22 protein-coding genes are annotated in these 25,180 nt (G+C 65.3%); 11 read left to right on the plus strand and 11 right to left on the minus strand.

What is annotated here, in order from left to right:
- The first annotated feature begins 43 nt into the window (after window positions 1-43).
- Window positions 44-1,198, plus strand: coding sequence for a scyllo-inosose 3-dehydrogenase (gene iolM / locus C474_RS15475; RefSeq protein ID WP_008388463.1), 1,155 nt, complete (start codon window positions 44-46; stop codon window positions 1,196-1,198).
- 121 nt (window positions 1,199-1,319) lie between these two features.
- Here the strand turns inward: iolM and C474_RS15480 are convergent, their stop codons facing one another.
- Both C474_RS15480 and C474_RS15485 read right to left on the minus strand, forming a co-directional pair.
- Window positions 1,320-3,059, minus strand: coding sequence for a thiamine pyrophosphate-binding protein (locus C474_RS15480; protein ID WP_049917100.1), 1,740 nt, complete (start codon window positions 3,057-3,059; stop codon window positions 1,320-1,322).
- A gap of 69 nt (window positions 3,060-3,128) precedes the next feature.
- Window positions 3,129-4,106 carry a TIGR03557 family F420-dependent LLM class oxidoreductase gene (locus C474_RS15485; RefSeq protein WP_008388467.1) on the minus strand — a complete coding sequence of 326 codons (978 nt, stop codon included), beginning with the start codon at window positions 4,104-4,106 and terminating at the stop codon, window positions 3,129-3,131.
- Between the two features lie 288 nt (window positions 4,107-4,394).
- Here C474_RS15485 and C474_RS15490 point away from each other — a divergent pair, with 288 nt between their 5' ends.
- The 3 genes from C474_RS15490 to C474_RS15500 all read left to right on the plus strand — a co-directional run bounded on the left by C474_RS15490 (window position 4,395) and on the right by C474_RS15500 (window position 7,139).
- Window positions 4,395-5,159 (plus strand): IclR family transcriptional regulator, encoded by a 765-nt coding sequence (locus C474_RS15490; RefSeq protein ID WP_008388470.1) that lies wholly within the window; start codon window positions 4,395-4,397, stop codon window positions 5,157-5,159.
- A 450-nt stretch (window positions 5,160-5,609) separates the two neighbouring features.
- Window positions 5,610-6,170, plus strand: coding sequence for a type 1 glutamine amidotransferase domain-containing protein (locus C474_RS15495; protein WP_008388471.1), 561 nt, complete (start codon window positions 5,610-5,612; stop codon window positions 6,168-6,170).
- Between the two features lie 99 nt (window positions 6,171-6,269).
- Window positions 6,270-7,139, plus strand: a complete 870-nt coding sequence (locus tag C474_RS15500; RefSeq protein WP_008388473.1) for a winged helix-turn-helix domain-containing protein — start codon at window positions 6,270-6,272, stop codon at window positions 7,137-7,139.
- Between the two features lie 32 nt (window positions 7,140-7,171).
- On the opposite strand, the gene C474_RS15505 is transcribed toward C474_RS15500, so the two are convergent.
- Together C474_RS15505 and C474_RS15510 are read right to left on the minus strand one after the other, a co-directional pair.
- Window positions 7,172-7,462 (minus strand): DUF7553 family protein, encoded by a 291-nt coding sequence (locus C474_RS15505; protein WP_008388474.1) that lies wholly within the window; start codon window positions 7,460-7,462, stop codon window positions 7,172-7,174.
- Between the two features lie 109 nt (window positions 7,463-7,571).
- Complete coding sequence (locus C474_RS15510) at window positions 7,572-8,285, minus strand: helix-turn-helix domain-containing protein (protein WP_008388477.1); 714 nt, start codon at window positions 8,283-8,285, stop codon at window positions 7,572-7,574.
- 191 nt (window positions 8,286-8,476) lie between these two features.
- On the opposite strand from C474_RS15510, the gene C474_RS15515 reads away from it, so the two are divergent.
- Together C474_RS15515 and C474_RS15520 are read left to right on the plus strand one after the other, a co-directional pair.
- On the plus strand, window positions 8,477-8,965 hold the full coding sequence (locus C474_RS15515) for a hypothetical protein (RefSeq protein WP_204366098.1): 489 nt from the start codon (window positions 8,477-8,479) through the stop codon (window positions 8,963-8,965).
- A gap of 142 nt (window positions 8,966-9,107) precedes the next feature.
- On the plus strand, window positions 9,108-9,467 hold the full coding sequence (locus tag C474_RS15520) for a DUF7837 family putative zinc-binding protein (protein WP_008388481.1): 360 nt from the start codon (window positions 9,108-9,110) through the stop codon (window positions 9,465-9,467).
- A gap of 80 nt (window positions 9,468-9,547) precedes the next feature.
- On the opposite strand, the gene C474_RS15525 is transcribed toward C474_RS15520, so the two are convergent.
- From C474_RS15525 to lpdA, 5 genes are all read right to left on the minus strand, one after another.
- Window positions 9,548-9,829, minus strand: a complete 282-nt coding sequence (locus tag C474_RS15525; protein WP_008388483.1) for a DUF6684 family protein — start codon at window positions 9,827-9,829, stop codon at window positions 9,548-9,550.
- Between the two features lie 58 nt (window positions 9,830-9,887).
- The gene (locus C474_RS15530; RefSeq protein WP_008388485.1) at window positions 9,888-10,781 is read right to left on the minus strand and encodes a sulfurtransferase; all 894 of its coding nucleotides are present in this window, start codon (window positions 10,779-10,781) and stop codon (window positions 9,888-9,890) included.
- Window positions 10,782-10,931: 150 nt separating this feature from the next.
- Window positions 10,932-12,578, minus strand: a complete 1,647-nt coding sequence (locus C474_RS15535; protein WP_008388487.1) for a dihydrolipoamide acetyltransferase family protein — start codon at window positions 12,576-12,578, stop codon at window positions 10,932-10,934.
- A gap of 78 nt (window positions 12,579-12,656) precedes the next feature.
- Window positions 12,657-14,852, minus strand: a complete 2,196-nt coding sequence (locus C474_RS23610) for a thiamine pyrophosphate-dependent enzyme (RefSeq protein ID WP_008388490.1) — start codon at window positions 14,850-14,852, stop codon at window positions 12,657-12,659.
- A gap of 93 nt (window positions 14,853-14,945) precedes the next feature.
- A complete protein-coding gene (gene lpdA / locus C474_RS15550; RefSeq protein ID WP_008388491.1) occupies window positions 14,946-16,367 on the minus strand; it encodes a dihydrolipoyl dehydrogenase in 1,422 nt (473 codons plus the stop codon).
- A gap of 468 nt (window positions 16,368-16,835) precedes the next feature.
- On the opposite strand from lpdA, the gene C474_RS15555 reads away from it, so the two are divergent.
- The 3 genes from C474_RS15555 to C474_RS15565 all read left to right on the plus strand — a co-directional run bounded on the left by C474_RS15555 (window position 16,836) and on the right by C474_RS15565 (window position 20,543).
- Window positions 16,836-17,225: a DUF7130 family rubredoxin-like protein gene (locus C474_RS15555; protein ID WP_083862078.1), complete on the plus strand. Its 390-nt coding sequence runs from the start codon at window positions 16,836-16,838 to the stop codon at window positions 17,223-17,225.
- A 4-nt stretch (window positions 17,226-17,229) separates the two neighbouring features.
- On the plus strand, window positions 17,230-18,018 hold the full coding sequence (locus tag C474_RS15560; protein ID WP_008388495.1) for a GNAT family N-acetyltransferase: 789 nt from the start codon (window positions 17,230-17,232) through the stop codon (window positions 18,016-18,018).
- A 239-nt stretch (window positions 18,019-18,257) separates the two neighbouring features.
- The gene (locus C474_RS15565) at window positions 18,258-20,543 is read left to right on the plus strand and encodes an NADP-dependent malic enzyme (protein ID WP_239640442.1); all 2,286 of its coding nucleotides are present in this window, start codon (window positions 18,258-18,260) and stop codon (window positions 20,541-20,543) included.
- A gap of 214 nt (window positions 20,544-20,757) precedes the next feature.
- Here C474_RS15565 and C474_RS15570 read toward each other — a convergent pair whose 3' ends face one another.
- Window positions 20,758-21,519 carry a proteasome assembly chaperone family protein gene (locus C474_RS15570; protein ID WP_008388501.1) on the minus strand — a complete coding sequence of 254 codons (762 nt, stop codon included), beginning with the start codon at window positions 21,517-21,519 and terminating at the stop codon, window positions 20,758-20,760.
- 42 nt (window positions 21,520-21,561) lie between these two features.
- Window positions 21,562-22,872, minus strand: a complete 1,311-nt coding sequence (locus tag C474_RS15575; protein ID WP_008388503.1) for a phosphoribosylglycinamide synthetase C domain-containing protein — start codon at window positions 22,870-22,872, stop codon at window positions 21,562-21,564.
- A 313-nt stretch (window positions 22,873-23,185) separates the two neighbouring features.
- On the opposite strand from C474_RS15575, the gene C474_RS15585 reads away from it, so the two are divergent.
- Window positions 23,186-23,581 carry a DUF7383 domain-containing protein gene (locus tag C474_RS15585; protein ID WP_008388506.1) on the plus strand — a complete coding sequence of 132 codons (396 nt, stop codon included), beginning with the start codon at window positions 23,186-23,188 and terminating at the stop codon, window positions 23,579-23,581.
- A 176-nt stretch (window positions 23,582-23,757) separates the two neighbouring features.
- A complete protein-coding gene (locus C474_RS15590) occupies window positions 23,758-25,026 on the plus strand; it encodes an RNA-guided endonuclease InsQ/TnpB family protein (RefSeq protein WP_049917083.1) in 1,269 nt (422 codons plus the stop codon).
- Window positions 25,027-25,180 lie beyond the last annotated feature (154 nt).

The raw sequence follows: 25,180 nt of genomic DNA on the forward strand, positions 1-25,180 counted from the left end.
CACATCACCCACACTTAATATTCTCCCGCGGTTCGATTCGCTCATGCGCGCACTCGTGCTCGACGCGGGGTGGAATCCGCGTCCCGACTACGACCTGAGCGACGACGAACGCGAACGTCGACTGGCGATGAACAGCAGTCAGACGTGGCAGCACCCCGAACTCGCCGTCGAGGAACGCGAACGGCCCGAACCCGCCGACGACGAGGTGCTGGTTCGCGTCCGCTACGCCGGCGTCTGCGGCAGCGACGTATCGATGCTCGAGACCGACGGCGAGGGCTACATGCACTACTCGGCGTACACGAAGCTTCCCACCGTGACCGGTCACGAGTTCTCCGGCGAAGTCGTCGAGACGGGACGCGACGCGAACCTGTTCGAGGAGGGCGACCCCGTGACCGCGGAGGTGACAGACTACTGCGGTCGCTGTCAGATGTGCCGGCAGGGGTTCCGCGGCCACTGCGAGAACTTCGAGCAGGTGGGGTTCACGATGGACGGCGCGTTCGCCGAGTTCGTCGCCGTCCCCGAGAAACTCGTCTGGGACGTCTCCGAGTTGGCCGAGCAGTACGACGACGAGGACCGACTGTTTCGCGCGGCCGCCACCATCGAACCGAGTACGATCTCCTATCACGGTCTGTTCACGCGGGCCGACGATATCGTCCCGGGCGACTACCACGTCTACCACGGCGCCGGTCCCATCGGCCTCACGGGGATGAACGTCTCGCGGGCGGCCGGCGCGGGCAAGGTCATCGCGTTCGAACCGTCCGACGAACGCCGCGAAATCGCCCGGAACCTCGGTTTCGAGCACGTCTACGACCCCATCGAGGTCGACCCCGTCGAGACGATGGCCGACGTCACCGACGGGGCGGGCGCCGACGTACACGTCGAGACGAGCGGTGCGGTCGCCGCGACGTACCCCGTCATCCAGGAGACCCTCGCCGAGGGGGCGAACGTCGTCCACATCAGCAACGCGGGGTCGGACCCGGACCTCGCCCTCCGGAAATACCAGGGGAACAGCGCCCAGTTGTACGGCGCGGAGGGTCACACCGGCCAGCAGGTGTACCCGCGGACGATTCGGCTGATGGCTGCGGGGCACATCGACAACCTCCCCATCGTCACGTCGACGTTCGACCTCGAAGACGCGGACGAGGCGGTGAGGCGGGCGGCCGAACGGGTCGACGGGAAGGTCCTCGTCGAGATGTGAGCAGAACGCCGACGCGGTTCTGACGGCTCGACGACGCTATTTTTGCGAAAACGGCCGACTGAGAAACGCGTGTGAGCGGACGACCGGAGAGTGAATGGAAGAGTGGACGACGACTGACCGTCTACGTTTCGAGGTCGGCGAGGTCCCACTCGCCGGTGATGATGGCCCCCGAGTCCTCGTTGTCGGGTTCGACCACCGCCTCGACGATGGCCGGGCCGTCGTACGCGATGGCCTCTTCGAGAGCGGAATCGAGATTCTCGGGTTTCACGACGCGTTCGGCGTAGCCCACGTTGTAGGAGTCGGCCATCGCCATGAAGTCCACGTCCGTCTCCGGGTCGAACTCGGTGTCGAGGACGCGGTCCCAGCCGTACTTGCTCACCTGCAGGTTGCGGATGGACTTCCAGCCGTGGTTGTTGACGACGAGGTAGGTCACGTCGATATCGTGTTGGACCGCACAGGCGACCTCTTGGCTGCACATAGTGAAACTGCCGTCGCCCTCCACGTCGACGACGGGCGCGTCCGGCTTGGCGAGTTTCGCGCCGATGGCGGCGGAGACGCCGAAGCCCATCGTGGAGAACCCGCCGCAGGAGATGTTCGTGCGCGGTTCGTACACCGGGAATTCGGGGTTCACCGTCTCCTGGGGTTGGCCCGCGCTGGTGACGACGACGCCGTTCCGGGGAAGCACGTCCCTGAGACTGGCCACGGCCCGCGAGATGCTCATCGGCACGCTGTCGTCCTCCCAGCGTTCGTCGACCATCTCCTGCCACTCGTCCCACCGCTCCTGTATCTCCTCGTAGTAGACGTTGTCCTCGGTGGAGACGGGGTCGATGTGCTCCTCTATCTCTTCGGTTATCTGCCGGGTGACGACGCGCGCGTCGCCCTGGATGCCGACTTCCACCGGGTAGTTCTTGCCTATCTCCTGCGGGTCGATGTCGACGTGTATCAGCTTGCTCGGCGGAATCTCGAAGCTGACGCCCTCCTCGAACGACGAGGTGTGCAGATCCGTGAACCGACAGCCCACGGCGAGAATCACGTCGGCGTTCGACGCGAGTTCGTTGCCGGCGGTGGAACCGATCCATCCGGCGTAGCCGACGAACAGGTCGTGGTCCTCGGGGATGATGCCCTTCGACTGGAACGTCGGGATGACGGGCGCCTGCAGGTACTCCGCGAGGTCACGCACCTCGTCCCACGCTTCGGCGAGCATCGTGCCGCCGCCGGGAACGATGACGGGGCGTTCGGCCTCCGCGAGGAGTTCGGCGGCGTCGGAGACGGTCCGCGGGTCCCCGCCGGGGCGACTGTGCGGGCGACTCTGCGTCGGTTCCGGGAGTTCCACGTCGGCGGCGGCGCCCTGCACGTCCATCGGCACGTCGACGTGGACGGGGCCGGGACGGCCCGAGAGCGCTATCTGGAACGCGCGTCGGAGGACGCGCGGCAGTCGCTCCACGTCGTCCACCTTGAAACTCCGCTTGGTCACCGGTTCCATCACGCTCGGGAAGTCTCCGGGCTTCTGTCGCTCTATCTCCTGGAGGATTCCCTCGCCGTACTCGTGGGTCTGCGGGGCGCCGGTGAAGATGATCATCGGAATCGAGTCGACGTACGCCGTCGCCGCGCCGGTCACCGTGTTCGTCGCCCCGGGTCCGATGGAGGTGAAGACGGCCATCGGGTCCCCGCTCGCCCGGGCGTAGCCGTCCGCGAGGTGTGTCGCGCCCTGTTCGTGTCGCGGTTGAATGACCTCCACGTCCGAGTCGTTGAACGCGTCGAGCAGGTTCGTGCTCCCGTGGCCCGGGATACCCACCAGATACTCGACGCCCTCCTTCTCTAGGTAGTTGGCGATAATCTCGCCACCGTTCAGTCTGGGCATCTCGTTCCGATAGACGGGGACCCGTTTGTTAAACATTCCCCCGTTGCCAACGCCCGCGGACGAGAACGCTCACAGCGACGGAATCACCTCGTCGCCCATCACCTCGAACAACCGCTCGGGTTCGGGGCTGGTGTTGCCGAGGGCGATGCGGTCGAACCCCATCTCGGCGAACTCCTCTAGGCGCGCCGCGATGTCGACCGGGTCGTCGGCGATGAGGAACTTCTCCTCGACCTCCGCTTCGGTCGCTTTCTCCCCCTCCTTCTCTATTTCCTTCGGATTCGCCATCGCGCGGTCGAACACGTTCTGCGTCGTCGCCCACCACGGGCGGGTCGACTCCACCGCGCGCTCGTAATCCTCGTCGTAGGAGGCGATGACGAGGAGCGTCGTCTCGATGTCGTCGGGGTCGCGGCCGGCCTCCTCGGCGTACCGGCGAATCGCGGGGTACATCCGCTCTGAGTACTCCTCCCCCTTCTTGACCGTGATGAAGCCGTCGCCGTATATCCCGGTCAGCGACGCCGTGCTCGGACCGTTGGCGGCTATCTGCACCTCCGGTCGCTCCTCGGGCATCGTGTAGAGGTGCGCGTCGTCCACGTCGAAGTGCTCGCCCTCGTAACTGTAGAACTCCTCCTCCTCCCAGAGGCCGCGGACGATTTCGAGCGTCTCCTCCAGGCGGTCGCGCCGGACCGAGTACTCGGGCCACTCGTGTCCGAGCGGTTTCTCGTTCATCGCCTCGCCCGTCGAGAGGCCGAGCACCACGCGTTCGTCGTGCATCTCCTGGAGCGTGGCGAACGCCTGCGCCATCAGCGCGGGATGGTAGTGCTCCCCGGCGGGCGTCACGCAGGTGCCGATGGGGACGTCGAGTCGCTCGGCGGCCGCACCGAGCCACGACCACGCGAACCCCGCCTCCGCGTCCGTGTGGAACCACGGGTGGAAGTGATCCGACGTCCAGACGAAGTCGTAGCCGTTCGCCGCGGCGAGTTCGGAGTACTTCAGTAACTCCGAGGGGCTGTACTGTTCCTGGTGGGCCATGTAGTCGATACTGACCATTCTGACTCGGTGTTCGACGGACCGCCGTATAGTAGTTTCCCCACTCGTGAGGACGTCGTTCCGCCCTCTTCGGCCCGAATCGGGCCGTTCGGCGGAAACGAACGAGCGGGTTAGCGCGCCGTCTCGGACCGGGCGGCGGCGGAAGTCGTTCTTAAGTGACCGACTCGAGCAACGGACGGAGAGTCCGACTCGTCCCGAGTCCGCGCCGGGGTCGTTCGTATGAACCGAACGGGCTCGGGCGTTCGTAACCGCCGAACAGTTTTGTACCAATAGTGCCTGAGAGTAGCTATGCCCACGGACCAGACGCGGCGGACGGTGGACGCGGTGCAGACGACGCTGGATATCATCGAGTTCCTTCAGGAACGAGAGCGCGCCGGCGTCACGGAGATAGCCGAGGCGGTCGACCGGTCGAAGGGAACGGTCCACGGCCACATGGCGACGCTCACGGAGAACGAGTACGTCGTGAACGAGGACGGCATCTACCGCCTGAGCCTCCGTTATTTGGACCTGGCCGAGACCGTTCGGGGTCGACTCCGGATATACGACGTGGTCACGGAGGAACTGGACGACCTGGCGGCCGAGTGCGGCGAACTGGCGCAGTTCGCGACCGAAGAGCACGGGCGGGCGGTGTACATCTACAAGACGGAGGGGGAGAACGCGGTCCAGACGGCCTCGTCGGTCGGGAACCGCGAGTACCTTCACTGCATCTCCCTCGGGAAGGCGATGCTCGCGTACATGCCCGAAGAGCGGGTCGACGAAATCGTCGACAAACACGGCCTCCCCGAGTCCACTCCCTCCACCATCACCACGCGCGAGGCGCTCTTCGAGGAGTTGGCGGAGATCAGACAGCGGGGGTACGCCTTCGACCGCGAGGAGAAGATAGAGGGCCTTCGATGCGTCGCGGCGCCAGTCGTCATGAAGGGCGAAGTCGTCGGTGCGCTCAGCGTGTCGGGACCCGCGAGTCGCTTCGAGGGGGAGATGTACGAAGAGCGCCTGCCGAATCTGGTGACGCGGTCGGCGAACGTCATCCAGATAAACGCCCAGTTCTCCTGAGCCCCGAACGCGAATGCTCCCGACTCCGTTCGGAGGAAACGAACGGACCAAACGTTGTCCGCCGGAAATCATTACAGTTCTAATATTGGTCGTGATTGGGGCCTCCTTCGTACCGGTGTCTCCGTTACGGTGGCCTATCCACCGGGAACAACGGCAGACAAAATCACAGATACAGCAGATACATATCTATGTATGGATAAAGTAGTTAGACTCTCAGAATATAAAACGAATGATTCTCTTTTCTCCAGGGTTTGTCACCACATATGATTTTATGATTTTATAATTCGTATATATGAATTTAAATTCGTCCACTTGAGTCTATATGCGCTGGTTGACGGCTGGCCATCCATACCTCGGACGTGTGACATCACCCGCTCCGAACCCAATTATCCGTACGCTGCCGGTGCTGCCCCAATTCTTATCATTCTCACGTTTCTTAAATTAATTCGCATGAGCGACACTAGCCAGCAGCTCGACGACGTATCGGTCGCTATCTTCGTTGCTTCCGCGGGGTCAGAGGAAGTGGAGTTCACGGAGCCCAGAGGGGCCGTCACCGACGCCGGCGCCGACGTCACGGTCGTCGGACCCGAGACCGGCGACGCGGAACTGGTCAACAACGACCTCGAAGAGGGTGAGACCGTCCAGGTCGACGAGACGTTCGAGGACGTCTCGGCCGGCGACTTCGACGCGCTGGTCATCCCGGGCGGCACCGTCGGGGCGGACCGGATTCGCCTCGAGGACGAGGCGACGACGTTCATCGAAGAGCACGTCGCGAACGACAAGCCGGTCGGCGTCATCTGTCACGGGCCGTGGACGCTGGTCGAGGCGGGCGTCGTCGACGGTCTGACGCTCACCTCCTACCCCAGCCTCCGGACCGACATCCGTAACGCCGGCGGCGAGTGGGTCGACGAGGAAGTCGTCATCGACCAGCGCGTCGTGACGAGCCGCAAGCCCGACGACCTCTCGGCGTTCTGCGAGACCATCGTCGAGGAGTTCGCGGACGCGGCGTAACGATTCGGCCACGTCCGACGGTCCGACGACTCTCCTCTTCGACCGGCCGACCGCTTTTCCGCGAGAACGTTTAGGGACCGCGGGCCCGGTGGTTCGCGTATGACGACCGACCTCGACACCTCCGACCTGGCGGTCCTCGTAGCGCTCAGAGACGACGGTCCGGCGACCCCGACCGAGGTACGGACGGCGGTGCGCGAAGACCTCTCGACCGAGACGGTCGAGGAGCGGCTCTCGAACCTCGTAGAGGGCGGTCTCGTCGCCGAGGCGGACGGTAACGGCTACGAACTCACTCCGAGCGGTCGACGACTGCTCCGAACGGAGAGCGGCGACGAGGCGTCGCGTCCGGACGTCCCCGCGGCGGTCGAACGGGCCATCGAGGAGGTCGACCGCCGTCCCGACGTCGAGGACGCCCTCGCGCGCGCCGTCGCCTTCCTCCGCAACTGGGGTTCGGCGACGGCCGACGAGATAATCGACGCCGCGTACAGCGAGACCGACGCCGAGTACGACGACGGCGAACAATGGTGGAGCGAACTCGTGGACCCGTTCGGCGCCCTCCCTGGCATCGTCCCGCCCTCGAGCGAGGGCGGCGAGTGGCGGTACGACGAGGACGAACTGTCGTCGGACGACGCCGACGAGACGGCGAACGTCACTAACGAGGGGAGCGACGGACGGAGCGTCCTCAACGACGACGACCGATTCGGGAGCGCGAAGCACGCTCTCGAACGCGAGGCGGCGAACGACGCCGAGGCGACGGCGTTCGCGGCGGCGTTCGAGGCGTTAGTTGACGCCGAAGGCGTGACTACGGCCGAACTCGCCGAACGCGCGGAGGCGGAGACCGGTTCGAGCGTCGACGCCGACCGACTGGCCGACGCGCTGGAGTCGGTCCCGGGCGCCCGACGTGAGGGCGAACGGTGGCGATACGACCGCGACGAGCGGTTCTGGGACGACGGAGAGTCGACCGAGAACTGACGACCGACCCGTCGCGCAACGTCCCTCGGAAACTAGGAGACGTCGTCCTCGGCGTCCTGTCGCTCCCGCAGGCTTCGGAGCGCCGCCGTCGCGTTCTCGATGTGTCGTCGCGTCTCGCCTTCGGTCTCCGATTCGAGGTCGTCGAGTTTCTCCTCCAGTTCGGCGACGCGGTCCACGTGGACGTGCGCGTCCGTCGTCTTGTCGCCGCCGCCGAGTTCCATAATGCCCTCGTCGAGCGACGAAAGCTGCTCGTTCACCGTTCCCTCGGAGTTCGCCGCGGCGGCCTGTATCTCGTTTCGTGCGGTGTCGAGTTCGTCGATCACGTGCGGTCGTTGGCGGCAGGGGCAAATGTGACTGTCGGCGGCGAGTGCAAGGCGTCGGGGACCCGTCTACGCGAAGCGCCGTGCGGTGCGTCGGCGTGTCGGCGCCCGCTCAGAGCGCCCCGTCCGTCGGCGCCGCGTTCAGGAGCGTCTCGGCGACGAGTTGCTCGGTCGCCCGTCGGAGCCGCTCGGAGTACGCTTGATGGGAGACGCCCGCCTCCTCGGCCAAGTCGTCGAGCTTCGCCACGCGCGGCACTTTGTAGTACCCTCGCTCGCACGCCGTTCGGAGCGAGTCGTACTGGATGTTCGTCAGTCCGTACCGCCCCGACGCGCCGTCCCCTACCCGCTTGATGCTCCGCAGTTCCACCGGCACGTCGTGCTCCTCGCAGAGCGAGACGGTCCGTCCGAGCGCGCGGCGCGACGGGAACAGCAGTCGGACCGTCCACTGCAACGCGTTCGCGGTGAGGTCGAGTATCGTCGCCCCCTCGGCCGTGAGCAGTCTGATCGGGAGTCGAACGCGCTCGCTCCACGAGACTCGGTACAGCCGTTCGTCGCCGCAATCCGCGAGCAAGGTCACGTCCTCCGTCGTCGGGTCGGCGCGAAGCGCCGCGTCCACTTCGGCGGGGCGGGAGGTTCGCACCCGGAGGAGCGGCAGCACCGACCCGCCGCATTCGACGGTCGTCTCACACCGGAAGGCGGCCTCGGGAACGCGCGCGAACGTCTCCGAGAGCGCGAACGATTCCGCGGGAATCGTCGCCGCGGTGACGACTGCACGCGACTCGGCCGATTTCGCCGCCGTCGCGGCGTCGGAGGGGGTGCTGGGCATTGCAGGTCGTGTTAGTCCGGTGGCCGGTCGCGTATAGCCGGCCTGCTTTCTATGCGAAGCCGTTTATGTACGCTTCGGGCCTCCTCCCGAAGAGTTCGGTGTACGCGGACGAACGTCGACTTCTCGACCCGATTTTCGACGCTTCGGGGCCGTCACGCTTATCGAAGTCCCCCTACTCCCGACGAGTGCCCATGCTACTTCTAGGACCGACGCGTTCGGACGGCGAAAACGAATCGGACCGCACGTCGGCGCTGACGACCGGCGTCATTGCGGGATTCGTGGCGACGGTCGTGATGACGGCCTTCCGCGAACCGACCGCCCGGTCGCTTCCTCCTACGTCGGATTTCCTGAGTCGGTGGTTCGGCGGCGACTCCGAGGACTACGCCGTCTCGTCGCTACTGCTGCACCTCGCCTACGGCATCGGCGGCGGCGTCGGCTTCGGACTCGGCTGGAACCGCCGCGGGACTCGAAGCGACGAACCGGAGACCGTCGGGTTGGTTCTCGGGTCGCTGTACGGCATCGCGCTCTCCCTGTTCGGCGAACACGTCGTCCTGAAGTATCTCGTGGCGATGGAACTGGAGACGGACGAGTCGGCCGTGTTCCACGCGGGACACCTGATATACGGCCTCACCGTCGGCGTCTGGTTCGGGTCGCGCGAACGCGACGACGGCACCGACTGAGTTCGGGTTTCCCTGTCAAGGGGTTGCGTATCCGGCCTGAACGGTTTTAGGTACCGCCGTCGGACGAACGAGTATGAACAGTCGTGCCCCGGTCCGCGTCGGGCGGGAGAACGCGCCGGGAACGACGGGTCGGTGCTGACCGATGCGACCCGGCGCGTCGTCCGACGGCGTCTGTCCGAACTGCCGGGCGTCGCTGTCCGCTTCGGATGCCGTCGTGCGGTTCGAGTCCGACGGCGGAGACCTCACCCTCGTCGAGTGTCCCGCCTGCGGGGAAGTCGTCGACCCGGCGTCGTTCGACCCTCCGGACGGCGGCATCCGCGCCTCCCGCGGACGCTCCGTGTGCGCGCCCTGTGCGACCTGCGGTGCGCCGGTCACGCTCATCGTCCCCGAGCGCTCGGTGGTGACCGACCGACGCCCCGACGGCATGGTCAGCGCGCAGTGCGACCGCTGCACCGGCGTTACCACTGTCGGATTCAGACGCGGGGACGCCGGAGACGACTGACCGGGACCGGCGAGGGTGAGACGAAGCAGGTGACGGAGGATAGCGGAAGGAGAGGGGGGGGGGCGACTCGGTCCGTTACGTTACAGTTTATCGGATTCGGGCACCGCCTCGTTGTCCCCCGACTCGTCTCCACTGGACGAGATGGCTCTCGCGGAGACGATCGTCAGCAGTCCGAGGAAGACCAGGGGAATGAGCGTGAGCATGTGCGTGAGATTCATCGCGAACGGGTCGTACGGATACGGGGTGAACACGAGGTTCACGCCGACGAAGAAGAGGAGGATACCCATCGGGACGAGGTTGACGGTGATGTCGAGGAGCGTCTCGTAGTCGAACCCGGCGATGGACGTGAGCGACGGACTCATACCGGATAGAACCGCTCCGACGCAGATAGTACTGTCGCCCGAACGGGGGTTCGGGGGACTATCCCTTGCTCGCGCGCGACGACGGGTCGTCCGTCTCGACTTCGATGGGCGAGCGGATGAGGTTGCCCCACTCGGTCCACGACCCGTCGTAGTTGCGCACGTCCTCCCAGCCCAGCAGTTCGCGCAGGGAGAACCACGTGATGGACGAGCGCTCGCCGATGCGGCAGTACGTCACGACCTGACTGTCGCCCTCGATGCCGTGTTCGGCGTACAGGTCGCGGAGTTCCTCGGGGTCTTTGAACCGGCCGTCGTCAGCGAGGTTCTCGCTCCACGTGATGTTCTCTGCGCCGGGGATGTGGCCCGCGCGCTGGGCCGTCTCGGGGCTTCCTTCGGGCGCTATTTTCTCGCCGCGGTACTCCTCGCCGCTCCGCACGTCGACGAGGGGAACGTCGAGTTCGAGGGCGTCCTCGACGCCCTCCCGGTAGATGCGGAGGCCGTCGAACGGGCCGCTGGCGTCGTACTCCTGCGACGGGAAGTCGGGTTTCTCTTCGCTGGTCGGGAAGTCGTTTTCCATCCAGTACGGTCGACCCCCGTCGAGCAGTTTCACGTCGTCGTGGCCGTAGTACTTGAACTGCCAGTAGGTGTAGGCGGCCCACTGGTTCGACTCGTCGCCGTACAGCACGACGGTGGAATCCTCGGAGATGCCGGCCTCGCCCATTATCTCCGCGAACTCCTCTTTGTGGAGGATATCGCGCTGGATGGAGTCCTGAAGGTGCGACCCCCACCGGAAGCCGACGGCGTTGGGGATGTGCGACTCCGCGTAGGACTCGTCGTAGTCGATGTCGGCCTCCACGAGGCGGTACTCGGGGTCGTCGCTCCCGAACTCGTCGAGATGGTCTTCGACCCACTCCGGCGAGACGATGGCGTCGCTATCGTGCGCGGTGGAACTCATACGATACCGAGTTCGGCCCGCCACGCACCTCAATCATTGGGCCGCCGTCGGTGAGTTGTCGGACCCGGAGAGTGTCGGAGTCGAACGACAGGCGTCGACTCTGAGTGGGAAGACGGAGAGGACGGAACAGCGGGAACGCGGTTCGACCGCCTACAGGCGGCCGAGGAGCACGTCGTTGTCCTCGACCCCCTCGATGACGTACTCCATGAACTCGTTGGCCTTCACGCCGTCCACGAGGCGGTGGTCGTACGAGAGGTAGAAATCTATCTGCGGGCGCACTTCCACCTCGTCGTCGGCCGTGGCGACCGGTTCCTTCCGGATGCGACCGATGCCCATGATGGCCGCCTCGGGGTGGTTGATGACGGGCGTGCCGAACGTCCGGTGCTCGCCGTGCGTGGCGAGGTTGGTGACGGTGAACGTGCCGCCCCGCATCTCCTCGCCGCTGATGGACCGGTCGCGGGCCCGTTCGGCGAGGTCGTTCATCTCGCGGGCGACCTCGACGATGGACTTCCGGTCGATGTCCTCGATGACCGGGACCATCAGACCGTCCTCGGTGTCGGTGGCGAAGCCGACGTTGTAGTAGTGTTTCTCGACGATTTCGCCCGTCGTGTCGTCGACGCTGCCGTTCACCATCGGGAACTCCTTCAGCGCGGGGACGACGGCCTTCAGGAGGATGGGCGTGTAGGTCACGTGCACGTCGTGCGCCCCGTCCAGCCGCTCTTTCAGTTCGATGAGTTCCGAGGCGTCGGCCCGAAAGCCCGAGGTCAACTGCGGGATTATCGACGCCGAACGGGTCATGTTCTCGGCGACCTGCCCGCGCAGACCCGACAGTTCCCGCCGCTCGGAGCGCTCCTCGTCCTCGTCTATCGGAACGGGTTCTATCTCGGTGGTCGGGTGGGAGATGGCGTTCGCCGCGCCGCCCGACGCGTCCCCCTCGCCCCCGGCGGCCTCGGACGCGGACGCCTCCGAGGTCTCGTCGGCGCTCCGGTCGGACCCCGAGAGGCGCGCCTCGATGTCCTCCCGCAGGACGCGGCCGTTCGGACCCGAGCCGTCGATGTCGGAGACGTCGACGCCCTCCTCGCGGGCGTACGCTCGCGTCCGCGGCGCGGCGAACACGCGGCCCTCGTCCGTCGACGGCGATTGGGACTCTTCGCCCTCCGACTCGGCGTCGGCCTCCTGGTCGCTCTGGGCGTCTGCCTCCGACCGCTGGACGACCTGTTCGCCGTCATCGCTGCTCCTCGGCCCTTCGTCGTCCGCTTCGGCTTCCTCGGATTTCTCCGTTTCCTTTTTCTCACCTTCCTCCTCGGCGTCCTCGGATTCGTCCGTCTCCTCCTCGGCGTCCTCGGATTCGTCCGTCTCCTCTTCGGACTCCTCGGAGTCGTCCTCGGTCTCGGTTTCCTCGTCCGCTCCGTCGGCTTCGTCGTCGGATTCGGATTCCTCCTCGTCGGCCGCGTCGTCCTCGTTCTCCGCTTCGTCTCCTTCGGTTTCTTCGGCCTCCTCGGCCTCTTCCTCCGCTTCCTCGGCCGCCTCCTCTTCGGCCGCACCGCTGGGCGGCGAGTCCGTCTCCATGACGACGAGGACGGACCCGACCTGCACGGTGTCGCCGGCGTCGGCCTTCAGTTCCTCGATGGTGCCGGGACACGGCGAGGGGACGTCGGTGACGGCCTTGTCCGTCTCCACCTCGCAGAGCACGTCGTCCTCCGCGACTTCGTCGCCGGACCCGACGTGCCACTCGACGATTTCGGCCTCCGTCAGCCCCTCGCCGGGGTCGGGGAGTTCGAACTCGTAGCGGGTCATCGCGCACCCCGCGGAGCGTCCGCAGTGTCCGTTCGGGCGGGCGATTCGTCTCGGGTCGCCGTGGCGTCTCTGTGGCTCTCAGAACTCATAGCTCATCACCGCCTCGATGGCGTGTTCGGCGCGCGCGGCGTCCGTCAGGTAGTCGTCTTCGATGTCGTTCGACGGGAAGTGCACGTCGTACCCCGAGGCGCGCTTGACCGGCGCCTTCAGGCGGTCGAGCGCGTACTCGTTCAGCAGGGCCGACAGCTCCGACCCGAGGCCGAGCGTCCGCCTGCTCTCTTGGACGACGACGCACCGACCCGTCTTCTTCACCGACTCCAGAATCGTCTCCACGTCCAGGGGCGAGAGCGTGACGAGGTCGATGACCTCCGCGTCGGCGTCGACGCTCTCGGCGGCCTGCTTCGCGTGCGGCAGCATCGCCCCCCACGTCAGGACGGTCACGTCCTCGCCCTCGTTGACGACCCTGGCCTCGTCCAAGGGGAGGGTGTACTCCTCCGTCGGCACCTCGCCCTCGGTGCCGCGGTAGATGCGCTTCGGTTCCATGAACACCACCGGGTCGTCGCAGCGGATGCTCGACGCGAGGAGTCCCTTCGTCTGGTACGGCGTCGACGGGCAGACGACGCGGACGCCCGGGGCGTGAATCTCGAACGTCTCCGTCGACTCCTGGTGGTACTCCAGCGCCTTGATGCCGCCGCCGTACGGCATCCGAATCGTCATCGGCATCTCCACGTCGCCCCCGGTCCGCTTGTACATCTTCGCGACGGCGTACATGAACTGGCCGAAAGCGGGGTAGAAAAAGCCCATGAACTCGATTTCGGGGATGGGCCGGTCGTCGCGCATCGCCATGCCCGCGGCGGTGCCGAGTATCCCGTTCTCCGAGAGCGGCGTGTCTATCACCCGCCCGTCGCCGAACTCGTCGAGCAGCCCGTCGGTCGCGCGGAAGACGCCGCCCAGCGGTCCGATGTCGTAGCCGAGGATGCGCGTGGAGTCGTCGCGGTCCATCTCCTGATGGAGCGTCCGGTTCACGGCGCTCACGATGTTCATCGTCTCGGTGTCGGCCTCGTCGGGGTCGAGGGGCGAGGCGTCGACGCCGAGGGAGGGTCCCTCGTCGGCCCACTGCTCGGTGTCGAACTCGTCGCCGGTGAAGTCGGTGAAGGGGTTCTCCCCGTCGCGTTCTCGCTGGAACTCCGTCCGCTGGTGGGTCTCGCGCCACGAGGTGCCGTGGAGGTGGTGGTCGAACATCCGCATGGGGTCCGAATCGGGCACGTCCCGGGCCGTCCCGACGGCGTCGTCCACCTCCTCGTCGATTTCCGCTTGAATCTCCTCGCGGTCGTCGTCGTCGAGGAGGCCCTCGCCGTCGAGGTACGAGGAGAAGCGCTCGATTGGGTCGCGGTCTGCCCACTCTTCTTTCAGTTCCTCCTCCTCGCGGTAGAGACTCGCGTTGTCGGAGGTGTTGTGGTTACCCATCCGGTAGGTGACGCACTCGATGAGCGTCGCGCCGCCGCCCTCGCGGGCGCGTTCGACGGCCTCCTGTGCGGCCTCGTGGACGGCGAGCACGTCGTTGCCGTCGACGCGTTCGTGCGGGACGCCGTAGGCCTCCGCCTTCTTGGCGAACGTCTCCGCGCCGGTCTGTCGCTTCGACGGTTCGGAGATGGCCCACTGGTTGTTCTGGACGACGACGACGACGGGCGCCTCGAACACGCCCGCGAAGTTCATGCCGTCGTGGAACGACCCCTCGCTGGTCGACCCGTCGCCGATGAACGCCAGGGAGACGTTGTCCCGGTCTCGGAACTTGTCGGTCATCGCCGATCCGGCGGCGTTCGTCACGTTGACGCCGACGGGGGTGTAGTCGGGCGAGAAGTTCACCGGCGACTCCCAGTCGCCCAGTCCCTCCTCGACCGTCTCGGGGGCCTGTCCCGTGACGCCGAGGATGAGTTTGGCCATCGGCACGTCCCAGTGCAGGAGCGCGGAGTTCTGCCGGTAGGTGTAGAACACCCAGTCGTCCTCGTCGAGGGCCGCGGCGGCGCCGAGGGCCGTCGCCTCCTCGCCGAGCGACCGCGCGACGAGGCTGGCCTCCCCGCTCCGTTGCATGTTGAGCATCTTCTCTTCGAGCGTTCGCGTGGCCGTCATCGTCCGGTAGAAGCCGACGAGTTCCTCGTCCGAGAGGTCCGGCGGGTCCGCGTCCTCGAGGAGTTCGCCGTCGTCGTCGAGCAGTTGACGGAAGTCGCTCGGTTGACCCGGTTCGGACCACGTTTCGGTCTCCTCGTCAGACATGGCTGCGTGTGCGCTGCCGTCGTCCGGCGGGTGGTTCGCTGGCGATTCGCCGCGTGCGCGCGTCTGCGACGGTGTGTGACATGGTGTTGTCGGTCAGTCGTTTTGAGTGTGAATCGCGCGGCCCGAAGCGTTTGCGGCCGCCTCCTTCGCCGCCTCCGAGAGCGTCGGATGGGTGTGGATAGTCGAGGAGACGTCTTCGAGCGTCGCGCCCAGTTCGAGGGCGAGACCGAACTCGGCGATCAGTTCCGAGGCCTCCGGGGCCACTATCTGCGCGCCGAGGAGGTAGCCTTCGTCGTCGTCGGCGACGACGCGGACGAACCCCTCCTCCTCGTTCAGCGTGAGAGCGCGGCCGTTCGCGCGGAGGGGCATCTCGCCGACGACGGTGTCGTAGCCCGCCTCCTCGGCGTCGGCCTCGGTCATGCCCACCGTCGCTATCTCGGGGTCGGTGAACACGACGGTCGGGATGGCTTGGTAGTCGAGGGCGGCGGGTTCGCCGGCTATCACCTCCGCGACGACTTCGCCCTCGCGCATCCCCTTGTGGGCGACCATCGGTTCGCCGGCCACGTCGCCGACGGCGAACACGTTGTCGACGGCGGTCCGGCCCCGACCGTCCGTCTCCACGAATCCGTCCTCGTTCGTCTCGACGCCGAGGGCGTCGAGGTTCGCCGTGTCGGCGACGGGTTCGCGCCCGACGACGACGAGAACGCGGTCGGCGTCGTACTCGCTCGCCTCGCCGTCCTCGGTGACCGTCGTCACCCGGACGCCGTCGCCGTCGTCCGCCTCGGTCCACTCGTCGGCCTGTTCGCCGAAGCGGAAGTCGACGCCGAACTCCGCCGCCCGTTCGCGGACGAGTTCGCTCGCGTCGTCGCCGTATCCCGGGAGCACCTCGTCGAGCATCTCCACGACGGTCACGTCGGTGCCGACTTTCGCGTAGACGCCCGCCAGTTCCATCCCGATGTAGCCGCCGCCGACGACGAGGAGCGAATCGGGGGCCTCGTCGAGGGCCAGCGCCTGCCGGGAGTCGAGAATCGGGTCGTCCTCGAACGCGAACCCGGGCAGTTCGACGGGGCGACTCCCCGTCGCCACGACGGCGTGCTCGAACGACAGTTCGTCCTCCCCGTTGTCGGTGCGGACGGTCGCCGTCGTCTCGTCGACGAACTCGGCGACGCCCTCGACGACGGTGGCGCCCGCCGCCTCGCAGAGTTGCTCGACGCCGCCGGTGAGTCTGTCGACGACGCCGTCCTTCCACTCGACGGTGTCTTCGAGGTGTACCTCCGGGTCGGCGCGGACGCCGCGGTCCGCACCGGTCGACGCGTCGTGCGCGGTGTCCGCGGCGGAGATGAGCGCTTTCGAGGGAATACAGCCGTAGTTGAGACAGGTCCCGCCGACGGCCTCCTTCTCGACGAGGGTCACGTCGAGTCCGAGTTGACCGGCGCGGATGGCGGCGACGTACCCACCCGGACCGGCGCCGACGACGAGCAGTTCCGTTTCGTTCGGTGTCTGTTGGTCGGACATAGCGTGTGAATCGACTGCAGTCGGTCGGTGAACGGTGCGCCCGCGGACCGAAACGCTCTCGGCCCCTCTCGCAGACCGGGTCCAGACGCGCCGGGCGACGTTTCGACCCCGCTTCGGGTTCTTTCGAGGCTTCCGGGTCGCCAGTCCGTCGACGCGCGCCTTCGCCTGTGGTGGGTGAATCTCTCACAGGGATGATAAAGAAATGGGCCGGTACGGAGAATAACCAATTCAGTTATGGTATTCGTCTCGTCGGCACCGCCAGTCGGGAGGGAAAACGATCGAACGGCGCTCGCTCGCCGAAATCGCTTTTCGGCCGGTCTACCTGCTGTCTACCGGTGGAATCGGAGTGCCGTCGTCCTGTGAGGTCGTCGTTCTCGCGTCCGGGGAGACGATTCGCGAGCAAAAATATGACATATTTCGATTATTTCGGCCGCCAGAATGAACCGTTCCCTGTCCGAACCGTCGCTCATGACAGAAAGCACGAGTGCGTCGGAGAACGCGGCCGGAATCAACCCCGGAAAGGTCGTCTACGACCACGAGGGGAACGAACTCGGCGTGGTGTCCGACATGACGAGCGAGGGGTTCGAGGTGTCCATCATCGACGACATCGAGTCGGTCGACGAGGACGGCTACGCCGACATCGACCACCCGGCCGTCGAGGGCGAGCAGTCCGCGAAGACGAACGAGGCCGACATCCACGGCTCCGAACAGGAGGAGAACCCCGGACAGGAGTTCGGCGAGGGGTACATCATGTGGCGCTGCAACGACTGCGGCGAGATGGGCCAACTCGAGGACGGCCTGCCGACGGAGTGTCCGGACTGTGGCTCCGAGGAAGTTTACAAGTGGCGGGAGGACTGAACAGATGAGCGAACACACCGTCCGCGAGTACGAATCCGGCGACGAGGACCGCGTCCGCGAACTCGTCGAGAGTTCGATGACCACCTCGTACGCGCTGAGCCCCAGAGAGATAGACGCGATACTGGAGTCGGAGTATCTCGACGAGACGCTCTTGAACCCGCGCGAGGACGCCATCGTGGTCGTCGTCGAAATCGAGGGCACAGTGGTCGGAGCGGCGAGCGCGACGTTCGACGACGACGAGACCGCCCTCCAGTGGATTCACGTTGACCCCGAGCGACGCGGTCAGGGCGTCGGAACGGCGCTGTTCGAGCGCATCAGCGAGGAGTTCGAGGAACGCGGCGTCGAGACGAACCGGGCCATCGCGCTCTCGGCCAACACGAACGCGGGCGCGTTCTTCGAACGGTACGGTTACGGGAAAGTCGACGAGCGACAGCGAGAAATCGGCGGTGAGGACATGGTCGAGTACGTCTACGAGGAGGGTGCCGAGACGGACGACGAGGAAGCCGACGAGGAGTCCGCCGGCAACGAATCCGTCCCCGACTACCCCGACAGCGTCACCGGGGACGACGGCGAAGAACTGTACCTGGGCCGCGACGACGACGACCTGGTCCCGGCCTCCGAGGGTTACTTCGTCGCGTCCTACACCGATTCCGACCAGTCGGAGCGGTACGGTTACTACTGTCTGAACTGCGAGTCGCTGAACGCCTCGATGGACAGCATGGAGCGGATACGGTGCGGCGAGTGCGGTAATACGCACAACCCCGACGAGGATTACGACGGCTCCTATCTGTAATCCGGACGGGGACCCCGAACCGCTCTTCAACCGGGTCCGCGTCCGCCGGTCAGCTATCTTTATGCGGTGCGGGTGACGGTATCCGTCCATGTCACTCGACGACGACGCGCGGGAGTACCACAGGGAAGAGCCGCCGGGTAAAATCGAGATTTCGACGACGAAACCGACGAACACGCAGCGAGACCTCTCCTTAGCGTACTCGCCGGGCGTGGCGNGAAGAGCCGCCGGGTAAAATCGAGATTTCGACGACGAAACCGACGAACACGCAGCGAGACCTCTCCTTAGCGTACTCGCCGGGCGTGGCGGCGCCGTGCCGCGACATCGACGAGGACCCGGACAAGGCCTACGAGTACACGGCAAAAGGGAACCTCGTGGGCGTCGTCTCCGACGGGTCGGCCGTCTTGGGTCTGGGCGACATCGGCGCGCAGGCGTCGAAGCCGGTCATGGAGGGGAAGGGCGTGCTGTTCAAGCGCTTCGCGGACATCGACGTGTTCGACATCGAGTTAGAACCCGAGAACGTCGACGAGTTCGTGAACATCGTCAGCGCGATGGAACCCACGTTCGGCGGCATCAACTTGGAGGACATCAAGGCGCCGGAGTGTTTCGAGATAGAGTCGCGCCTGCGCGATGAGATGGANATGGAACCCACGTTCGGCGGCATCAACTTGGAGGACATCAAGGCGCCGGAGTGTTTCGAGATAGAGTCGCGCCTGCGCGATGAGATGGACATCCCCGTGTTCCACGACGACCAGCACGGCACCGCCATCATCTCCGGCGCCGCCCTCCTCAACGCCCTGGACGTGGTCGGCAAGGCGATGGAGGACGTGCACGTGACGTTCGCCGGCGCGGGCGCGGCGGCGACGGCGACGGCGCGCTTCTACGTCTCTCTGGGCGTCCGACCCGAGAACATCGTCATGTGCGACATCGACGGCGTCCTCACCGAAGAGCGGCGCGAAGCGGGCGAGTTGAACGTGCAGAACAGCGAATTCGCGCGCGACGTCGACTTCGATACGCTCGAAGAGGCGATGGCGGGTGCGGACGTGTTCGTCGGCCTCTCGGCGGGCGGCATCGTCTCGCAGGAGATGGTGGCGTCGATGGCCGAGAACCCCGTCCTCTTCGCGATGGCTAACCCCGACCCCGAAATCGGCTACGAGGCGGCCAAGGAGGCCCGCGACGATACGGTCGTCATGGCGACGGGGCGCTCGGACTACCCGAATCAGGTGAACAACGTGCTCGGCTTCCCGTTCATCTTCCGCGGCGCCCTCGACGCTCGCGCCACCGAGATAAACGAGGAGATGAAGGTCGCCGCCGCGGAGGCTCTCGCCGAACTCGCACGCAAGGACGTCCCCGACGCCGTCGTCAAGGCGTACGGCGACCAACCGCTGCAGTTCGGCCCCGACTACGTCATCCCGAAACCGCTGGACACGCGGGTGCTGTTCGACGTCTCCGCCGCCGTCGCGCGGGCGGCGATGGAGAGCGGCGTCGCCCGGCAGGAGATAGACTTGGAGACGTACCGCGAGCGTCTGGAGGCGCGCGTCGGGAAGTCTCTGGAGATGCTCCGCGTCGTGCTCAACAAGGCGCAGAGCGACCCGAAACGGGTCGTCCTCGCGGAGGGCGACGACGAGAAGATGATCCGGGCCGCCGCCCGGATGCAGACGGAGAGCATCGCCGAGCCCCTCCTCATCGGCGACAGGGACCGCATCGAGTCGGTGGTCGCCACCCGCGGCCTCGACTTCGCCCCGCGCGTCGTCGACCCGAGCGCAGACGCGATGGAAGAGTACGCCGACCGACTGTATCAGAAGCGCCGACGGAAGGGGCTGACGCGGCGCGAGGCGAGCGAACTTGTGAGCACCGACCCCGACTACCTCGCCAGCGTGATGGTCGACGCCGGCGACGCCGACGCGATGCTGACGGGTCTGACGCACCACTACCCGACGGCGCTTCGGCCGCCGCTACAGGTCATCGGGACCAAGCCGGACGCGAACTACGCCGCCGGCGTCTACATGCTCGCGTTCCCCGACCGCGTGGTGTTCTGCGCCGACGCGACGGTGAACCGCGACCCGAGCGCCGACGTCCTCGCGGAGGTGGCACAGCACACCGCAGATTTGGCCCGGCGGTTCAACGTCGACCCCCGCGTCGCGTTCCTCTCGTACTCCGACTTCGGCAGCGTCGACAACGAGGGGACGCGCAAACCGCGCGACGCGGCCCGGATGCTCCGTTCGAACTCGGACGTGGACTTCCCCGTGGACGGAGAGATGCAGGCCGACACCGCCGTCGTCGAGGATATCCTCACCGAGACGTACGAGTTCTCCGAACTGGACGACCCCGCGAACGTCCTCGTGTTCCCGAACCTCGAAGCGGGGAACGTCGCCTACAAACTGCTCCAGCGACTGGGTGATGCCGAAGCCGTCGGTCCGATGCTCGTCGGTATGGACAAACCCGTCCACGTCATCCAACGCGGCGACGAGGTGAACGACATCGTCAACCTCGCGGCCGTCGCGGTGGTGGATGCACAGGAAGAGTAAGAACCGTGCGGCGCGCGCCCCCTTACGCCGGTAGCTCTGTAACGGATATCGAAAACGATGGGATTTTTTTCGAAGAATGCACAGTTCGAAACGATTCGACCCGCGCGGATTCGGTCGACGGACGGAGCGTGACGCTCTCGCCCTCCGCGAAGACGATGTCGTGTACGGGGGATACCGACATTGGGGCACGCTTGAGCGTTCCGCCGCGGCGGCGCTACATGAACATCCGGTCCTCGGGATAGTCTCGACTCGAGAGCGGGTGTTCGCCGTCTTCGAGCGTCTGCATCCGCTCTGCGAGTTCTTGGTACTGGCGCCGGAGTTCCTCCGCACGTTGCCTGAGTTCGGCCTCGTCGATGGCGACGCCGTACAGTTTCTCGACGGCGTCGAGGACGAGGAGCGCGGCGTCCAAGTCGGGACCCGGCGGGTGCGCCGGCGTCACGAGTGCGCCGACGGGCGGCGCCTCCGCGCCGAGGCCGCGGACCATGAGTTCGCCGAGGAAGCCATCGAAAAACCCACCGCCCAGCGGCGGGATATCCGTCCCGTCGAGGTGCCTAGCGCGGTACTCCTCGGTGGCGACGTAGAACACCGCGTGCTCCTCGGGGCCGTGCGGGAACGGGACGCCGTAGACGACGGTTATCTCCTCGATTTCCCGCTCGTTCGCGAACGCCACGAGGGCGTCGCTGAACGGTTCGCCGACACCCACGGGGAGAAACAACTCGCTCACGAGCACGGTCATATCGAAGTCGGGGACGTCGTACAGTCGCATCGGGTATCGCGGCGTGCCATCGGTGAACGGCGTGATATCCGTGAGGCCGCGCGCGGTGACCTGTCCGACCTGCGTCGACGCCGAGTGCGCGACGAGATAATCCACCGCGCTCAGACCCACCATACCCGGGAACGCTGTCCCGACGACTAACCGGGACCCGACGTTCGCGTCGTCTGGCACGCCGAACTCGAACGAGAGTGTTGTTGACATCACCCAGAGATAGCCCTCGGAGCGACTAAACCGATTCCGGTCTCAGGGTCCGAGATACCCCCACGCCAGGAGGCGGTCGCCGTCGCCCTCGATCCACCGCTCGCCGATGTCGTCGCGGTAGTAGACGTTCGGGATGACGATGTCGTCGATGCGGTCGTACGCCTGTTCGCGGGCCTCCTGCATCGTCTCGCCCTTACCGGTCACGACGAGGGGCATACCGCTCTCGCCGGCGACGCGCCACTGGCCGTCGACCTGCTTCGCGTCTTCGAGGTGGATACCCGCCCTGTTCTCCGTCTCGAACACGACGGCGGCGTTCCGGGAGTTCTCGTCGTACGTTTTCTCGTCGGTGAAGGGGAAGGGCGGGAGGACGATTCGGACGCCTATCTGGTAGCCGCGGTGGACCTCCAACTCGGGGTCGTTGCCGTGCGCGAGGTCGTAGAAGAACTGACCGGTCGAGGACTCGAACGACTCCTCTTGGAGCGCGATGGTCGGATAACCGAACCGGGGGGTGAACTCCAACGGGTAGATGCCGCGGTCGTTGACGATGCAGTTGAGGTCGATGCTGCCGACGTAGCCCTCCTCGGCGAGCCATCCTTCGAGTTTGCCCAGCGTCTCCTCGAACAGGCGGTTCCGACCGGCCCAGAACATCGAGGTTCCCATCTCGCCCGTCGAGGGGCCGATGTTTCCGGGGAACAGTCGCTTGTGCTCGAAGTTGAAGTTCACGCGGTCGACGAACCGTTCTCCGTCGAAGAACCCGCAGACGGCGACTTCCACCCCTTCGACCTTCCGCTGGAGTTGGAAGCCCGTCATACGGTGCCCCCACGCCTTCTTGTACGCTTCGAGCACGTCGACCACGTCGCTGCCGTCGTCCTCGCTGCCGACGTACAGCAGTCGTTTCACGTTCTGGACCTCTCCGAGGGGTTTGATGACGTAGGGCTCGCGGCGGTCCCGGACGTACGCTATCGCCTCGTCGAAATCGTGGAACACGCGGTGCTCGATGGTCTCGACGCCGTGCGCTTCGAGCACGTCCATCGCGTAGCCGCGGTCTTCCTCCAGTCGGTCAGTGTTCGGCGTACCGCCGACGACGGCCTTCCCCCGTTCGCGGAGTTCGGCCGCGAGTTGGCCCGTCCCGACGTCCGACCCGACCCAGACGTCGTCGAAGACGACGACGTCCGCCCAGTCGATTTCGGCACGCCAGTCGTCCGTCTTGGGGACGAAACCGTCGCCTATCTCTCGGTCGCTCTCGGACTCGATATAGTACTTCACGTCGTGACCCTCGCGGTGGACCTGCCAGGCGAGGTCGGTGATCAGCGCGGCGTCCGCAGAGACGAAGAGGAAGCGTTTGCCGTCCATGCGACTCCCCAGGACGGCCAGCTATATGGTTTGGGGTGGTCCGTCCGGTCAGACGCGAACGCCGGAAGGGGAACACCGTTCCGGTGCCGAACCGTTCCGCGAGGCGGAGACGCACGGCGTCCTTCGGAAGTCGTCCGACGGCGATTCGACCGCGCGTCGAGCGACGCGCAGAGCGACTAAACTCAACGCTGGTTTCGTTTCACTCTAACGAGTCCTGACGGCCGGCGTTCCAGTTTCCGTCTTCCGGTCTCGTTCGGACGACTGGTCCCTTCCGTCTCGGAAGCGCTTTGTGCGTGCCTTCCGAGGTAGACACATGGCCGACCGATACCGTGCCAACTACGCGCTGCTACCGATTCTCGAACAGTTGGGTCCGGACGGGGACGGACTCGACGTCCCGTGGGCCACGTTCGCGGGCGATCGAACCTCGGAGCACGAGTTTACCGTTCCGGTAGACGCGACGACGGATGCCTACGTGGAACTGCAGGCGTACAAGGTCGGGACGTACGGCCACGAGATACTCCTCAACGGCGAACCGCTTACCGGATTCGACGTGCCGCCGGCGGAGGGGTGGCAGTACTGGATGGACGCCGTCTCCGGGGGCGAACTCCGGAAGGGGGAGAACACGCTGCGAATCCGACGAGACGCCTCGGAGGACGACTCGTTCGCGGTCGGGAACGTCGTCGTCCACTGGAAGGAACCAGTCGGGTGACTGTGCGTCGCTGACGTTCAAACGCGTACTATGTTTACGGAGAATCGAGGAGAAAGCCCCGTCCTTTAGGGCGGGGATGAATCTGACAACTCCTACACATCCACCACCGATGGCAGACTCGGATATTCCACGCTCGAATCCATACCTTCTTATTTGTTTGATGACATAGGTTACGTATTGCGAAACAGGTTGTCACCCGCACCTACATTGCGTCCATCAGGAACCAGCAACAGGTGTCTGATGACCTTGATTCGCTCGGGTTTTCAGCCTCGATACTTTGGAACGTCGGACGGTGGGTCTGCGACCGCGAGTGGTCAGAAGTCGAGCACATTCCCGGCCACAACGAACTCACCACGTACCTCAAGTCGCACGAACGCTATGATGACCTGCATTCTCAGTCAAGTCAGCGAGTCCTTCAAGAACTCGCTGAAGCGTTCAACGGCTGGCACGGCAAACGACGTAACAGAGACACGAGAGCGAACCCACCGAAGTACCGCAAACACAACGACGAACACCCGCGTTCAACGGTCACGTTCAAAGCCGCTGGCTTCAAACTCGACACCAAGTACGAGCGAATCCGACTCAGCAAAGGCTCCAACCTCAAAGAATACTGGTCGGACTTCATCCTCTGCAAATACCAGACCCAACCCGACGTTGACCTCTCAACTGTAGAGAGCGTCCAACAAGTACGGGCAGTCTGGACTGGTGACGAGTGGGAATTGCACGTTGTCTGCAAGGTCGAAATCGAGGTGTCAGAAGCTCCCGGTGAGAATGCTGTGGGTGTTGACCTTGGCATCAACAACTTCGTCGCGCTCGCCTACGAAGACGGCCACAGCGAACTGTACCCGTTGAACTGTCTGAAGCAAGACGACTACTACTTCAGCAAACGGATTGCTCGCTGTGATGATTCGGACTCCGAGCAGGCCACACGGTTGAACCAGAAGAAGTCGGCTCGCCGTACCCACTACTTCCACACCCTCTCGAAACACATCGTCCAGCGGTGTGTTGACGAAGGCGTTGGAACGATTGTGGTGGGCGACCTCTCTGGTATCCGTGAGGACGAGGAGAACGATGAGTCAAAGAACTGGGGTCGGCACGGCAACCTTGACTTGCACTCATGGGCGTTCGACCGCTTCACTTCGATGCTTGAGTACAAGGCTGAGATGGAAGGCATCACGGTCGAACAAGTATCTGAGCGGGACACGTCGAAGTCGTGTTCGTGCTGTGGCCGGAAGCGTGACGCCAACCGTGTTGAACGCGGGTTGTACGTGTGCGATGAGTGCGGTACGGTGGCGAACGCGGACGTGAACGGTGCGGAGAACATTCGACAGAAAGTATCTCCGAGTCTCGCCTGTGATGGGGGAGATAGGAGTAACGGTTGGTTGGCACAGCCATCGGTGTACCTGTTCGATTCAGAGAGCGGATGCTTCGCACCGCGAGAATAGGTTACGTCGTAAACCACAATATCCCAACGGCGGTCGGGAATCCTCGCCCTTTAGCGCGGGGAGGATGTCAAAGTAAGCGTACACCGTTCTTGGACGCCGTCGTTGGGACGATAGGCATTCGCCCTCGGTTTCGGTCCGGAGGGGGGAGTCCCGT

Source organism: Halogeometricum pallidum JCM 14848 (assembly GCF_000337095.1).
In the GTDB taxonomy this organism is placed as follows: Archaea; Halobacteriota; Halobacteria; order Halobacteriales; family Haloferacaceae; genus Halogeometricum; species Halogeometricum pallidum.

Coding starts and splice junctions, on each gene's coding strand:
- C474_RS15480 (WP_049917100.1), bottom strand. CDS start 3,059: ATGCCCAGACTGAACGGTGGCGAGATTATCGCCAACTACCTAGAGAAG.
- C474_RS15495 (WP_008388471.1), top strand. CDS start 5,610: ATGAGCGACACTAGCCAGCAGCTCGACGACGTATCGGTCGCTATCTTC.
- C474_RS15535 (WP_008388487.1), bottom strand. CDS start 12,578: ATGACCCGCTACGAGTTCGAACTCCCCGACCCCGGCGAGGGGCTGACG.
- iolM (WP_008388463.1), top strand. CDS start 44: ATGCGCGCACTCGTGCTCGACGCGGGGTGGAATCCGCGTCCCGACTAC.
- C474_RS15570 (WP_008388501.1), bottom strand. CDS start 21,519: ATGTCAACAACACTCTCGTTCGAGTTCGGCGTGCCAGACGACGCGAAC.
- lpdA (WP_008388491.1), bottom strand. CDS start 16,367: ATGTCCGACCAACAGACACCGAACGAAACGGAACTGCTCGTCGTCGGC.
- C474_RS15560 (WP_008388495.1), top strand. CDS start 17,230: ATGAGCGAACACACCGTCCGCGAGTACGAATCCGGCGACGAGGACCGC.
- C474_RS15525 (WP_008388483.1), bottom strand. CDS start 9,829: ATGAGTCCGTCGCTCACGTCCATCGCCGGGTTCGACTACGAGACGCTC.
- C474_RS15520 (WP_008388481.1), top strand. CDS start 9,108: ATGCGACCCGGCGCGTCGTCCGACGGCGTCTGTCCGAACTGCCGGGCG.
- C474_RS15555 (WP_083862078.1), top strand. CDS start 16,836: ATGACAGAAAGCACGAGTGCGTCGGAGAACGCGGCCGGAATCAACCCC.
- C474_RS15515 (WP_204366098.1), top strand. CDS start 8,477: ATGCTACTTCTAGGACCGACGCGTTCGGACGGCGAAAACGAATCGGAC.
- C474_RS15575 (WP_008388503.1), bottom strand. CDS start 22,872: ATGGACGGCAAACGCTTCCTCTTCGTCTCTGCGGACGCCGCGCTGATC.
- C474_RS15530 (WP_008388485.1), bottom strand. CDS start 10,781: ATGAGTTCCACCGCGCACGATAGCGACGCCATCGTCTCGCCGGAGTGG.
- C474_RS15585 (WP_008388506.1), top strand. CDS start 23,186: ATGGCCGACCGATACCGTGCCAACTACGCGCTGCTACCGATTCTCGAA.
- C474_RS23610 (WP_008388490.1), bottom strand. CDS start 14,852: ATGTCTGACGAGGAGACCGAAACGTGGTCCGAACCGGGTCAACCGAGC.
- C474_RS15500 (WP_008388473.1), top strand. CDS start 6,270: ATGACGACCGACCTCGACACCTCCGACCTGGCGGTCCTCGTAGCGCTC.
- C474_RS15485 (WP_008388467.1), bottom strand. CDS start 4,106: ATGGTCAGTATCGACTACATGGCCCACCAGGAACAGTACAGCCCCTCG.
- C474_RS15490 (WP_008388470.1), top strand. CDS start 4,395: ATGCCCACGGACCAGACGCGGCGGACGGTGGACGCGGTGCAGACGACG.
- C474_RS15510 (WP_008388477.1), bottom strand. CDS start 8,285: ATGCCCAGCACCCCCTCCGACGCCGCGACGGCGGCGAAATCGGCCGAG.